The organism is Pantoea sp. S18 (genome assembly GCF_045689705.1).
Classification (GTDB): Bacteria; Pseudomonadota; Gammaproteobacteria; order Enterobacterales; family Enterobacteriaceae; genus Pantoea; species Pantoea symbiotica.
In genome coordinates this window covers 4,045,938-4,059,368 of sequence record NZ_CP142688.1, presented here as the reverse complement: position 1 = coordinate 4,059,368, position 13,431 = coordinate 4,045,938, and the positions used below count along the sequence as shown (strand labels likewise).

Genomic DNA, 13,431 nt, shown 5'->3' with positions numbered 1-13,431 from the left:
CGACATGGATTTACACATTCGCGGTCGTGAGCCGGGCGATGCCGCCGCCTACCAACGCCTTTACAGCCATCCTGACGTTTATCGCTGGACCACGCAACTGCCGTGCCCGAGCGTGGCGACCTGGCAGAAAAAATTCGAAAAGATGGATGAACTGGGATACATCGGCTTTGTTGCGGAGATCGATGGCGCGATGGTTGGCGAGCTCACGCTGTTTGTCGAGCAGCGTCCACGCACGCGTCACAGCATCAGTTTTGGTATCGGCGTCGATCCGGCGTTTGGCGGGCGCGGCATTGGCGAAAAGCTCATCCGCAACGCGATGGATTACGCCTTTAACTGGCTCGGCATTATGCGCATCGAGCTGGAAGTGTTCCACGATAACGAACGCGCGCTGCGCTTGTATCAAAAGCTGGGCTTTGAGCGCGAAGGCGTGAAGCGCAAAGCCTGCCTGCGCGACGGCGAGTATCACGATATCGTGCAGATGGCGAAATTACGTTAACCGTAAGGTCGCCATTCATGGCGACCTTGTCGATAACCGCAAAACCTGCGTTACGGTCGCCATAAATGGCGACCCTACGATTTGGCGGTAATTATTGTGATTTATCAACGTACTTCTGCATATTCTCTTTGGTTACCAGCTCGAAAGGGATCCACACGTGTGAATCGACTTTCTCGCCTTTGATCAGCTTCTGCGCCACATCCACCGATGTTTTGCCCTGGCCGACCGCATCCTGGAACACTGTGACCTGAATTTTGTCCTGCGACAGCGCTTTCAGGCCATCTGGCGTGGCATCAATACCGCCAACCAGCACCTTTTTATTGCCCTTCGCCAGCGCCATCGCCGCGCCAATCGCCATCTCATCGTTGTTAGCCGCAACGATATCAATCGCTTCATCATTGCCCAGCCAGTTATTCATCAAATCCATGCCTTCATTGCGTGCGTAGTTGGCGGGCTGTTTCTGCACTACTTTCATGCCGGGATATTTCGCCACCACTTGCTCAACGTCTTTGGTGCGTTGCAGCGCACCGGCATCGGTCAGGTTACCGATCATGATCGCCACATTGCCTTTGTAGTTAGCCATTTTCGCCAGCGCTTCCATCTGCAAGGTGCCGGATTCACGCTCGTCGGAGCCGACAAACACCACGCCGGCCGGCAGCGATTTATCGCCCGGCGTGCGGTTTACGTACACCAGCGGAATTTTTGCCTGCTGCGCTAACTTGGTGAGCTGCGGCGTGCTGGCAGAATCGACCGGATCGACAATGATGGCATCCACGCCCGCGCCGATAAAACTCTGCACCTGATCGGTCTGGCGTCCGACGTCACCGCGTGCATCTTCAAACTGAATATCGAGTCCGCGGGCTTTGGCTTCTTTATCAATCGACTGGCGAATAATGGTGAGGAAGTTTTGATCGAAGTAGGCCATCGACACGCCAATTTTTTCCGCCAGCGCCGAGGCTGATGTTGAGAGCAGGCCGAGCAACACAATCGCCTTGAGGGTTTTCATCGCAGACTCCAGAGTAAGCTTGTTATTAGAATGAATGTTTCATCAAGGTCAAAAATGGCTTAATGAAATCATTTTCAGCCTACGAGCCCGCTAGGCGGCTGACAATCAGCACGGTTGGATTTTGCAGCCAGGCGCACACTTTGCTCTCGGGTGCGCCTTTGCTTTGCGCGCTCATAGTTGCGCTGCGAAGGATTTTCTTAGAGCTGGCGCACATTGCCGTGCAAAGACGCGCGGATCTTCAAGGTTCTGTGCAGCGACGCACCTTGCTTTGTGCCAGCTGCTAAATCTGGCGCTAATTAGCACCGTCGATTCCGTCATTCGCACAATGACCATGGCTGAAACCGCTTCCTATAGTTGCTGAACAGGGGAAATAAAGCGGTATTCCGGCACGTTTCATTTGAGGAATTCAGCCCATGCTAAAAGCCAATAATCGTCCACAGAACAGCCACGTACGCGTTTGGATCCTTTGCCTGATCCTGTTTCTTTCCGTGGTGGCGTATGCCGACCGCTCGATCCTGTCGATCTCGGGATCGGCGATCAAAGATGAGTTTGGACTTTCGGCGATCCAGCTTGGCCTGATCCTCTCGGCGTTTAGCTGGGCCTATGTGATCGGCCAGATCCCCGGCGGCCTGTTCCTTGATCGCTTTGGCACCAAAAAAGTGTATGGCGTGACGCTGGCGCTGTGGTCGATCTCCACGCTGCTGATGGGTTTTGTCGGCGAGTTCTCCAGCGGCATGACCATGGCGCTGACATTGATGTTTGCGCTGCGTTTCGCGCTGGGCCTGATTGAAGCACCCAGTTTTCCCGCCAATGCGCGCGCGGTGATCATGTGGTTCCCCAGCGCCGAACGCGGCCGCGCCTCTTCACTCTTCGCCTCGGCGCAATATTTTGCCGTCGCCATCTTCTCACCGCTCTCCGGCTGGCTGGTGTCGCGTTTCGGCTGGGAATGGCCGTTCTTCGTCCTGGGCGGCATTGGCGTGCTGGCGGTGTTTGTCTGGATGGGCTTTATGCGCAGCCCGCGCCATCATCCGCGGGTATCGGAAAATGAGCTGCGCTATATCGAGCAGGGCGGCGCGCTGGTTGATATCGATTCGGCACAAACGTTGAAAGCGCGTCCGCCGTTGAGCAAAGCGATGTTCAAAAAGCTGCTCAGCAACCGCATGCTGTGGTGCGCCTACATCGGCCAATATTGCATCATCGCGCTCAGCTACTTCTTTATCACCTGGTTCCCGATCTATCTGGTGCAGGCGCGCGGCATGAATATTCTCGACGCCGGATTTGCCACCATTGCACCGGCGGTGTTTGGCTTCCTCGGCGGCATCAGCGGCGGCTATATCTCTGACAAACTGCTGGCAAACGGCTGGAGTTTATCCTGGGCGCGTAAAACGCCGTACATCGTCGGCATGCTGATGGCGGCGTCGCTGGTTCTGGCGGCGGTGATCCCCAGCAACGTCGGCATTATCGCCATTATGTCGTTCGCCTTCTTCGGTAAAGGCGTGGCTGCAGGTGCCGGAACCTGGACAATTGTCAGCGATACCGCACCGAAAGAAGCGGTTGGCCTGGCGGGCGCGATCTTCAACGGCATCGGAAATATGGCGGGCTTTATCACGCCGCTGCTGTTCGGCATCATCGTCGGCTTAACCGGCAGCTACAGCATCGGGCTGGTGTTTGTTGGCGCGCACTGCGTGGTTGCTGCTTTACTGTTCCTGCTGGTGATGGGACCGATTGAACGCGTTGGCGAGGAGCAGGAGATTTCAACCCAGGTCGCCATGAATGGCGACCCTACGACGTAGGGTGCGCATTCATGCGCACCTGGTCAAAGCCCGCACCATCGTAATGTGCGCATTTATGCGCACCCATCTCGCAAACCTCACCGATCGCACAAATCACTCCTGAAGATTTTTTGCTCAGCTGCCGATACCTCCTTACCACCCACTGATATTAAGGAGCGATATCGTGATAAAGCTGATTAACGTTGACGAACTGCGGCAGGGAATGTTTATCCACAAACTTGAGGTTTGGTGGGTCAAAGATAAGCGCATTCGCAACCAAATGCTGATCACTGATAAACGCCAGATCGCGATGATCCGCAATGAGGGGATCCTGCAGTTATGGATCGATCTCGACAAATCGGTTCAGGCACCCGCTGCGCCTGCGCCGAAAAAAGATATTCCTAAAACCCCGTTTTTCCAGGAGATGGATCAGGCGCAAAGCATCTTCAATCAGGGGAAACCGCAGGTGCTGGCGATGTTTAACGAGGCGCGCATGGGGCAAGGGCTCGACCTCGATTACACCCTTGATCTGGTTGATCAAATTGCCGGTTCGATCACCCGCGAACCCACTGCGCTGCTGAGCGTGGCGCGCCTGAAGAATCACGACGATTACACTTATCTGCACTCGATGGCGGTGTGCGGCTTGATGATCTCGCTGGGCAAAAAAATGGGCCTCGATGAGCATCAGCTGCGCCGTGTTGGCATGGGCGGTTTGCTGCACGATGTGGGTAAAGCCGCGGTGCCGCTGGAGATTCTGAATAAACCCGGCAAGCTCAGCGATGAAGAGTTCACCGTGATGCGCCAGCACCCGATTGTCGGCGCGCAGATGTTGATGGAAGCTAACGCCGGTGAAGATCTGCTGGATATCGCGCTGCATCACCATGAAAAGTACGACGGTAACGGTTATCCGCACGGTTTGAAAGGCGAGGAGATCTCACTGTATGCACGCATGGCATCGGTGTGCGACGTCTATGATGCCGTCACCTCGAATCGTCCTTATCGTAAAGGCTGGACGCCTGCCGAAGCGATGCACAACATGTTGAGCTGGCGTGGCCACTTCGATAACTCGCTGCTGCACGCCTTCGTGCGCACCATCGGCATCTATCCGGTGGGATCGCTGGTGCGACTGGCTTCCGGGCGCGTGGCGCTGGTGGTGCAGGCGGGCGAAAAATCGTTGCTCAAGCCCAAAGTGCATGTGTTCTGGTCGCTGCACGCGCAACGTGAAGTGAAACCGGAAGAGCTCGATCTCGGCGACAGCTTCTGCACCGACAGCATCACCGGCGCGGAAGACAGCGGCTTGTGGCAGAACATCGATCTGAACCGCATCTGGGCGTTAGAAAGCGCTTAATTCTTCACCATTTTTATACTTTATTTACGCCCGCTTCCCGCCTTTTTACCTCTTCTTTATGCCGCGCCGCGCATGCTTGCAGCACTACCAAAATCCTCTGGAGGTTGCTGTGAGCGTGGGCGTGATAGCCGGCATCGTGCTGGTGTTTGTTATTCTGGGCTACCTGATTTATGCCCTGCTTAATGCGGAGGCATTCTGATGGCTGCGAATGCATTCATGCTAATTGCGGTGTTTCTGCTGGTACTGATGGTGCTGGCACAACCGCTGGGACGTTATCTCGCCCTGTTTGTGGCTGACAAGCCGCTGCTGCCGCGTACCGAACGCGCGCTGTGGCGACTGGCCGGAGCCGACGGCGACGCCATGCGCTGGCCGCACTATTTGCTGGCGATTCTGCTGTTTAACGCGCTGGGTTTTGCCTTGCTGCTGCTGATGTTGATGACGCAGGCCGCGCTGCCGCTGAATCCGCAGCATCTGCCTAATCTCAGTTGGGATCTGGCGATCAATACCGCCATCAGCTTTGTCACCAACACCAACTGGCAATCCTACGCCGGGGAAAGCACGCTGAGCTATTTCAGTCAGATGGCGGGCCTCACGGTGCAGAACTTCCTGTCGGCGGCGACCGGTATCGCCGTGGCGTTTGCGCTGATTCGTGGTTTTGCCAACCGTTCGCTGGCGACGCTCGGCAACGCGTGGCGCGACCTGACGCGCATTACCGTTTACGTGCTGCTGCCAATCAGCCTGCTGATGGCGCTGTTCTTCGTTAGCCAGGGCAGCATTCAAACCTTCGAACCTTACCATGCGCTTACCACGCTGGAAGGCGCGCAGCAGACGCTGCCGCTCGGTCCGGTGGCGTCGCAGGAAGCGATCAAAATGCTCGGCACCAACGGCGGCGGCTTCTTCAACGTCAACTCGGCACATCCGTTCGAAAACCCGACGGCGCTGACCAACTTCGTGCAGATGCTGAGCATCTTCCTGATTCCGGCGGCGCTCTGTTTCACCTTTGGTCAGCATCTGGGCGATCGTCGTCAGGGCCACATGCTGCTGTGGGCGATGACCATCATGTTCGTGCTGGCGGTGATCACCGTGATGTGGGCCGAACTGCGTGGGAATCCGCACTTCCTCTCGCTCGGCGCGGACAGCGCCATCAACATGGAAGGCAAAGAGACGCGCTTCGGCATTCTCAACTCCAGCTTGTTTGCGGTGATCACCACGGCGGCGTCGTGTGGTGCGGTCAACGCCATGCATGACTCTTTCACCGCGCTCGGCGGCATGGTGCCGATGTGGTTGATGCAACTGGGTGAAGTGGTGTTTGGCGGCGTTGGTGCTGGCCTGTACGGCATGCTGCTGTTCGTACTGCTTGGCGTGTTTATCGCCGGGTTGATGATCGGTCGTACGCCAGAATACATGGGCAAAAAAATCGACGTGTGGGAGATGAAGATGACCGCGCTGGCGATTCTGGTGACGCCAACGCTGGTGCTGCTTGGCACCGCGCTGGCGATGATGACCGACGCCGGTCGCGCCGGCATGGCCAATCCCGGTATTCATGGCTTTAGCGAAGTGCTGTATGCGGTGTCATCGGCGTCTAACAACAACGGCAGCGCCTTTGCCGGATTGAGCGCCAACACGCCGTTCTGGAACCTGCTGCTGGGCTTCTGCATGTTGGTGGGCCGCTTCGGCATCATCATTCCGGTGCTGGCGATTGCCGGTTCGCTGGCAGCGAAGAAAATTCAGCCGGTGGGCAACGGTACGCTGCCAACGCACGGCCCGCTGTTTATCGCGCTGCTGATTGGCACCGTCTTGCTGGTGGGCGCATTGACGTTCATCCCCGCGCTGGCATTAGGCCCGGTCGCGGAACATCTGCAACTTATTCAGGGATAACGGAATCATGAGTCGTCAACAACTGGCGCTGTTTGATGCGGCGCTAATCCGCGTTGCCATGCTGGATGCGCTGAAAAAACTCGATCCGCGCGTGCAGTTCCGCAACCCGGTGATGTTTTTGGTGTGGATCGGCAGCGTGCTGACTTCGGTATTGGCGGTGGGCATGGCCAGTGGCACGCTCAGCGGCAACGCGGGCTTTACCGCTGGCGTCGCCATCTGGCTGTGGTTCACCGTGCTGTTCGCCAACTTTGCCGAAGCGCTGGCGGAGGGGCGCAGCAAAGCGCAGGCCAACAGCCTGAAAGGCATCAGCAAAACCAGCGATGCAAAAAAACTGGCCGAAGCGCGCTACGGCGCAGCGTGGCACAGCGTGGCGGCCGATACGCTGCGCAAAGGCGATGTAGTGCTGGTGGAAGCCGGTGACATCATTCCGTGTGACGGCGAAGTGCTGGAGGGCGGCGCGTCGGTGGATGAGAGCGCCATTACCGGTGAATCCGCGCCGGTGATCCGTGAATCGGGCGGTGACTTCTCGTCCGTGACCGGCGGTACGCGCATTCTTTCCGACTGGCTGGTGATTCAGTGCAGCGTCAATCCGGGCGAAACCTTCCTCGATCGCATGATCGCGATGGTGGAAGGCGCGAAACGCCGCAAAACGCCGAACGAAGTGGCGCTGACCATTCTGCTGGTGTCGCTAACGATTGTGTTCCTGCTGGCGACCGTCACGCTGTGGCCGTTCTCGGCGTATGGCGGCACGCCGGTCAGCATCACGGTGCTGGTGGCGCTGCTGGTGTGTTTGATTCCGACCACCATCGGCGGCTTGCTGTCGGCCATCGGTGTGGCGGGCATGAGCCGCATGCTGGGCGCGAACGTGATTGCTACCAGCGGCCGTGCGGTGGAAGCGGCAGGCGACGTCGATGTGCTGATGCTGGATAAAACCGGCACCATTACGCTCGGCAACCGTCAGGCGACGCAGTTCCTGCCCGCGCCGGGCGTCAGCGAACAGCAACTGGCCGATGCGGCGCAGCTAGCGTCGCTGGCCGATGAAACACCGGAAGGGCGCAGCATCGTGGTGCTGGCGAAGCAGAAATTTAACCTGCGTGAGCGCGATCTGAGCAGCATGGGCGCGAGCTTTATTCCGTTCTCGGCACAAACGCGCATGAGTGGCGTCAACGTGCAGGATCGTCTGATCCGCAAAGGCGCAGTCGATGCGGTTCGTCGCCACATCGAAGCCAATCATGGCCGTTTCCCGCTGGAAGTGAATGCCGCCGTGGAAGAGGTGGCGCGTGCTGGCGGCACGCCGCTGGTGGTATCGGAAGGCGCGCAGGTACTGGGCGTGGTGGCGCTGAAAGATATCGTTAAAGGCGGCATCAAAGAGCGCTTTGCCGAGCTGCGCAAGATGGGCATTAAAACGGTGATGATCACCGGTGATAACCCATTAACGGCGGCGGCGATTGCGGCGGAAGCGGGCGTCGATGATTTTCTGTCGGAAGCGACGCCGGAAGCCAAGCTGGCGCTGATTCGTCAGTATCAGGCTGAAGGGCGTTTAGTGGCGATGACCGGCGACGGCACCAACGATGCCCCAGCGCTGGCGCAGGCTGACGTGGCGGTGGCGATGAACTCCGGTACTCAGGCGGCGAAAGAGGCCGGCAACATGGTCGATCTCGATTCGAATCCCACCAAGCTGCTGGAAGTGGTGCACATCGGTAAACAGATGCTGATGACGCGCGGTTCACTCACCACCTTTAGTATCGCCAACGACGTGGCGAAGTATTTCGCCATTATTCCGGCCGCGTTTGCCGCCACCTATCCGCAGCTCAACATGCTCAACGTGATGGGGCTGCATTCGCCGAACTCGGCGATTCTGTCAGCGGTAATTTTTAACGCGCTGGTGATTGTGTTCCTGATTCCGCTGGCGCTGAAAGGCGTGAGTTATCGTCCGCTGAGCGCGGCGGCGCTGCTGCGTCGCAACCTGTGGATTTACGGTGCGGGCGGATTAGTGGTGCCGTTTATTGGTATTAAAGCCATCGACCTGCTGCTGACGCTGCTTGGTCTGGCTTAAGGAGAAGAGAAATGAGTCAGTTACGTCCGGCTATTGTATTGTTAATAGTGCTTACGCTGCTCACCGGCGCGGTCTATCCGCTGCTCACTACCGGTCTGGCGCAATGGTGGTTCCCATCACAGGCCAACGGTTCGCTGATTGAGCAGGATGGCGCGGTACGCGGTTCCGAGCAGATTGGTCAGGCATTTAATCAGCCGGCCCACTTTTGGGGCCGACCTTCCGCAACCGGTGATGCGCCTTATAATGCGCTGGCCTCGAGCGGCAGCAATCTGGCAGGCAGCAATCCGGCACTGGACAAAGCGGTGGCGGAACGCGTCGCTGCGCTGCGTGCGGCTAATCCGCAAGCACCGAAAGCGGTGCCGGTGGAGTTAGTGACGGCGTCGGCGAGCGGATTAGATCCGGACATTTCGCCAGAAGCCGCGTTGTGGCAGGCACCGCGCATCGCCGCCGCGCGCAATATGGCGCTGATGGATGTTGAGGCGCTGATTGTGCGCCATACCGAACGCCCGCTGTTGCCGTTTGTCGGCGAAGAGACGGTAAACGTGCTGCGCCTCAATCTGGCGCTGGATGATTTGCAATAAACCGTAGGGTCGCCATTAATGGCGACCGTTTTCAATGGACGATCGATGAACGACGAAATTGCCCGCCCCGATCCCGATGCGCTACTGCTAAACCACAGCGACAGCCATCGCGGTAAGCTGAAAATCTACTTCGGCGCCTGCGCGGGCGTGGGAAAAACCTTCGCCATGCTGCAGGAGGCGCAGCGCCTGCGCGCGCAAGGTCTCGACGTGCTCGCCGGCGTGGTGGAAACCCACGATCGCGCAGAGACCGCCGCGCTGCTCAACGGGCTGGCGCTGTTACCCCGTCGTGCCACCGGGCGTTCGCGTCATGCTGAATTCGATCTCGATGCGGCATTAGCGCGCCATCCGGCGGTGATCCTAATGGATGAACTGGCGCACACCAACGTGCAGGGTTCGCGTCATCCCAAGCGCTGGCAGGACATTGAAGAGCTGCTCGAAGCGGGCATCGACGTCATCACCACCGTTAACGTGCAGCATCTGGAAAGCCTGAATGATGTGGTCGGCGGCGTCACCGGCATTCAGGTGCGTGAAACCGTGCCCGATCCCTTCTTCGATAGCGCCGACGAAGTGGTGCTGGTGGATCTGCCGCCGGACGATCTGCGTCAGCGGCTGAAAGAGGGCAAAGTCTATGTCGGCGACCGCGCCGAACGCGCCATCGAAAATTTCTTCCGTAAAGGCAATCTGTTCGCACTGCGCGAGCTGGCGCTGCGTCGCACCGCCGATCGCGTTGATGATCAGATGCGCGCCTGGCGTGACCAGCAAGGCCGCGACAAAGTGTGGCACACGCGTGACGCCATTCTGCTGTGCATCGGTGACGATACCGGCAGCGAAAAGCTGGTGCGCACCGCCGCTCGTTTAGCGGCGCGGCTCGGCAGCGAGTGGCATGCGGTGTATGTCGAAACGCCGCGCCTCAATCGGCTGCCGGAAGCGCGTCGTCGCGCCATCCTGCGTACGCTGCAGCTGGCGCAGGAACTTGGCGCGGAAACCGCCACGCTCTCCGATCCCGATGAAGCGCGCGCGGTGCTGCGCTACGCGCGCGAGCACAATCTCGGCAAAATCGTAACCGGTCGCCAGCCGCAACGGCGCTGGCGGCGCGACAGCTTTGCCCAGCGCCTCGGCGAACTCGGCCCGGATCTCGATTTATTGGTGGTGGCGCTGGATGAACCGGTGCGCGATGCGCCGCATCCGCTTAGCGGCCAGCGCGCCAGCAGCGAAAAATGGCGGCTCTATCTGCGCGGCTGCTTGATGGCGCTGCTGCTGTGCATTTTGGTCACCGGCGTTGGACGCTGGCTGCTGGTTGAGTTTGATCCCGCCAACAGCGTGATGATTTATCTGCTGGCGGTGGTGCTGGTGGCGCTGCGCTATGGCCGCTGGCCGTCGGTGTTCGCCACGGTGATCAACATCATCGCCTTCGACCTGTTCTTTGTCGCGCCGACCGGCACCGTTGCGGTGTCGGATTTGCAGTATCTGGTGACCTTCGCGGTGATGCTGGCGGTGGGCGTGATTGTTGGGAATCTTACGGCGGGCGTGCGCTATCAGGCCAAAGTGGCGCGCTATCGAGAACAGCGCGCGCGGCATCTGTATGAGATGGCAAAAGCGCTCGGCAGCGACCTGACGCCGCAGGATATCGCCAGCACCAGCCAGCGCATCATCGATGTCACCTTGCAGGCGCGCAGTTTGCTGCTGCTGCCGGATGAGCAGGGCGAGCTGCAAACCGTGGGCGATACCGCGATTGGTACGCCGCCGGATCTGGCCATCGCTAAATGGAGTTACAGCAAAGGCCAACCGGCGGGCGCGGGCACCGATACTTTGCCTGCGGTGCCGTATCAGATTCTGCCGCTGAAAAGTGGCAATCACTGTCGCGGCTTGCTGGTGGTAGAACCGGAAAACCTGCGCCAGCTGATGATTCCCGAACAGCAGCGTTTACTGGAAACCTTCACCGTGCTGATCGCCAACGCGCTGGAACGCATGGCGCTGTCGCACAGTGAAGCGGCGTCGCGGCTGGCTGCCGAACGTGAGCAGCTGCGCAATGCGCTGCTGTCAGCGCTGTCGCACGACCTGCGCACGCCGCTGACGGTGCTGTTTGGTCAGGCGGAGATGCTGATGCTCGATCTCGCCAGCGAAGAGTCGAAGTATGTCGGCCAGGCCAATCAGATTCGCGAACAGACGCTGAGCACCATCCGGCTGGTGAGCAACATGCTGGATATGGCGCGCATTCAATCTGGTGGACTCAATCTGCGTGAAGAGTGGGTGGCGCTGGATGAGGTGATTGGCGGCGCGCTGAGCAGCATGGGCCCGTCGCTGAAGGGTCATGAATTTATGCTCGATTTGCCCGAGATGGTGTTGATCAAAGGCGACAGCGCCATGCTGGAACGGGTGTTTACCAATCTGATCGAAAACAGCCTGAAATACGCGGGCAACGCGGCGCAGCACGGTATTCGGGCGTGGCGCGATCGCGATCGGCTGGAGATCGCGGTGTGGGACAGCGGTCCCGGCATCGCGCCGGAGAACCTGACGCGTATTTTTGACAAGTTTGCGCGCGGCGATAAAGAGTCAGCGGTGCCGGGCGTCGGATTGGGGTTGGCGATCGGTAAAACCATTATCGAATCCCATCGCGGGCGCATCTGGGCGGAGAATCGGCCGGAAGGCGGCGCGGTGTTCCGTTTGTCATTGCCGCTGCCCGCCGCACCGGAAATTTCTGAAGAAGGGCTGAAATAACTTCACATAAGTTCGGTTATACTCGCCCACTTGTCTGTTGATTAATGGGAACTTATGGAACGTTTTATCGAAAACCTGATGTATTCATCGCGCTGGCTGCTGGCTCCGGTTTACATGGGACTTTCGTTGGGCCTGCTGGCGCTGACCATCAAATTCTTCCAGGAAATTTTTCACCTGTTGCCGCACGTCTTCACCATCGCGGAGAACGATTTGATTCTGCTGCTGCTGTCGCTGGTAGATATGACGCTGGTCGGCGGTTTGCTGGTGATGGTGATGCTCTCGGGTTACGAGAACTTTGTCTCCAAGCTGGATATTGATGAGCACAGAGAGAAGCTGAGCTGGCTCGGTAAAATGGACTCCGGCTCGTTGAAAAACAAAGTGGCAGCCTCGATTGTGGCGATTTCATCGATTCACCTGCTGCGTATCTTTATGGACGCGCGCAACATCGAGAATGAAAAGCTGATGTGGTACGTGATTATTCACCTGACGTTTGTGCTGTCGGCCTTTGTGATGGGCTGGCTGGATAATATGTCGAAGGGGGATAAGAAAGCGGTGAAGATGTGATGAATCCAGGTCGCCATAAATGGCGACCCTACAAAACCATCGCGTAGGGTCGTCATTTATGGCGACCTTTTCATTTCCGCTACCGCGTCGGCGGCTGCGCTCCCGCTAACTTCGGCATCACTTCCCGTATCATGGCGAAAAACTTCTGTAACCGCGCCGGATAATAGCTCGCCCACGGATAAGTCAGCCACACCGGCAGCGGCGGCGCTTGCCACTCCGGCAGCAGCTGAATCAAATCCCCTTTCGCCAAATCCTCCTGTACCACCCACGACGACACCACCGCCGCGCCCATGCCCGCAATGGCCGCTTTGCGCACCGCGTACAAACTGTCGCTGGCGAGGCGCGGCGCAATCGCCAGATTCAGCGGCTGACCATCGCTAATACGCTTTAAGGCGATTTCATTGCGATAAAAACTGGTCAGCGCCAGCCACGGCAGATTGGTGAGCTGCGAAACCTCTTCAACCGGCGGATGCGCGGCCAGCAGCGACGGTGCCGCCACCACAAAGCGCGGCACTTCCGCCAGTAACACCGCCACGATTGACGCATCGCTGGGCGCACCGACCTGAATCGCGCAGTCGATGTTTTCGCTGATGAAGTCTGGCGTGCGGTCATTCAGCGTCCACTCCACGTTTAAGCGCGGATAGCGATGCAGATAATCAATCAACGGTTCAATTAGCTGATCCTGCCCAAACGCATGCGGCGCCCGCACGCGTAGCGTGCCAATCGGGTCGTCGCTGGCGCCGGTGAGATCATCTTCCAGCGCATGCCAGGTCGCCACCAGCTGACGCGCCTGCGCATAACAGCGCTCGCCATCGTCGGTAAGTTTCAGCGCATGCGTGGTGCGCATAATCAGTTTAAGACCGAGCCGCTGCTCGAGCGCCTGCAGGCGACGGCTGATGGTGGGCTGCGTGGTGCCGAGTTGGGTGGCTGCGGCTGAAAGCGATCCGCTCTCGACGATGCGGATAAAGGTCTGCATCAGTTCGATGCGATCAAGACTGGAGATGTTGTTCAT

At 58.6% G+C, this 13,431-nt stretch carries 11 protein-coding genes; 9 read left to right on the top strand and 2 right to left on the bottom strand.

All coding sequences use genetic code 11. The features are described from left to right. Positions 1–4: 4 nt before the first annotated feature. Positions 5–496: a GNAT family N-acetyltransferase gene (locus VIJ98_RS18910; RefSeq protein ID WP_154157277.1), complete on the top strand. Its 492-nt coding sequence runs from the start codon at positions 5–7 to the stop codon at positions 494–496. A 91-nt stretch (positions 497–587) separates the two neighbouring features. On the opposite strand, the gene VIJ98_RS18905 is transcribed toward VIJ98_RS18910, so the two are convergent. Then, complete coding sequence (locus VIJ98_RS18905) at positions 588–1,502, bottom strand: sugar ABC transporter substrate-binding protein (protein WP_008109461.1); 915 nt, start codon at positions 1,500–1,502, stop codon at positions 588–590. Positions 1,503–1,915: 413 nt separating this feature from the next. Here VIJ98_RS18905 and VIJ98_RS18900 point away from each other — a divergent pair, with 413 nt between their 5' ends. The 8 genes from VIJ98_RS18900 to VIJ98_RS18865 all read left to right on the top strand — a co-directional run bounded on the left by VIJ98_RS18900 (position 1,916) and on the right by VIJ98_RS18865 (position 12,419). Continuing rightward, positions 1,916–3,295, top strand: a complete 1,380-nt coding sequence (locus VIJ98_RS18900) for an MFS transporter (protein ID WP_154157276.1) — start codon at positions 1,916–1,918, stop codon at positions 3,293–3,295. A 163-nt stretch (positions 3,296–3,458) separates the two neighbouring features. Continuing rightward, on the top strand, positions 3,459–4,622 hold the full coding sequence (locus VIJ98_RS18895; RefSeq protein WP_008109454.1) for an HD-GYP domain-containing protein: 1,164 nt from the start codon (positions 3,459–3,461) through the stop codon (positions 4,620–4,622). Between the two features lie 109 nt (positions 4,623–4,731). After that, a complete protein-coding gene (gene kdpF, locus VIJ98_RS18890; RefSeq protein WP_323275484.1) occupies positions 4,732–4,821 on the top strand; it encodes a K(+)-transporting ATPase subunit F in 90 nt (29 codons plus the stop codon). Further along, entirely contained in the window at positions 4,821–6,500 is a 1,680-nt protein-coding gene (kdpA, locus tag VIJ98_RS18885) for a potassium-transporting ATPase subunit KdpA (protein WP_154157274.1), read from the top strand. Before kdpF ends, kdpA begins: the two co-directional genes overlap by 1 nt. Positions 6,501–6,507: 7 nt before the next feature. Beyond that, the gene (gene kdpB / locus VIJ98_RS18880) at positions 6,508–8,556 is read left to right on the top strand and encodes a potassium-transporting ATPase subunit KdpB (RefSeq protein ID WP_154157273.1); all 2,049 of its coding nucleotides are present in this window, start codon (positions 6,508–6,510) and stop codon (positions 8,554–8,556) included. 11 nt (positions 8,557–8,567) lie between these two features. Beyond that, positions 8,568–9,137: a potassium-transporting ATPase subunit KdpC gene (gene kdpC / locus VIJ98_RS18875; RefSeq protein WP_323275482.1), complete on the top strand. Its 570-nt coding sequence runs from the start codon at positions 8,568–8,570 to the stop codon at positions 9,135–9,137. Positions 9,138–9,182: 45 nt separating this feature from the next. Beyond that, a complete protein-coding gene (gene kdpD / locus VIJ98_RS18870; RefSeq protein WP_154157271.1) occupies positions 9,183–11,855 on the top strand; it encodes a two-component system sensor histidine kinase KdpD in 2,673 nt (890 codons plus the stop codon). A gap of 54 nt (positions 11,856–11,909) precedes the next feature. After that, positions 11,910–12,419: a TIGR00645 family protein gene (locus tag VIJ98_RS18865; RefSeq protein WP_008109449.1), complete on the top strand. Its 510-nt coding sequence runs from the start codon at positions 11,910–11,912 to the stop codon at positions 12,417–12,419. Positions 12,420–12,498: 79 nt separating this feature from the next. Here VIJ98_RS18865 and VIJ98_RS18860 read toward each other — a convergent pair whose 3' ends face one another. Further along, complete coding sequence (locus VIJ98_RS18860; protein WP_154157270.1) at positions 12,499–13,431, bottom strand: LysR family transcriptional regulator; 933 nt, start codon at positions 13,429–13,431, stop codon at positions 12,499–12,501.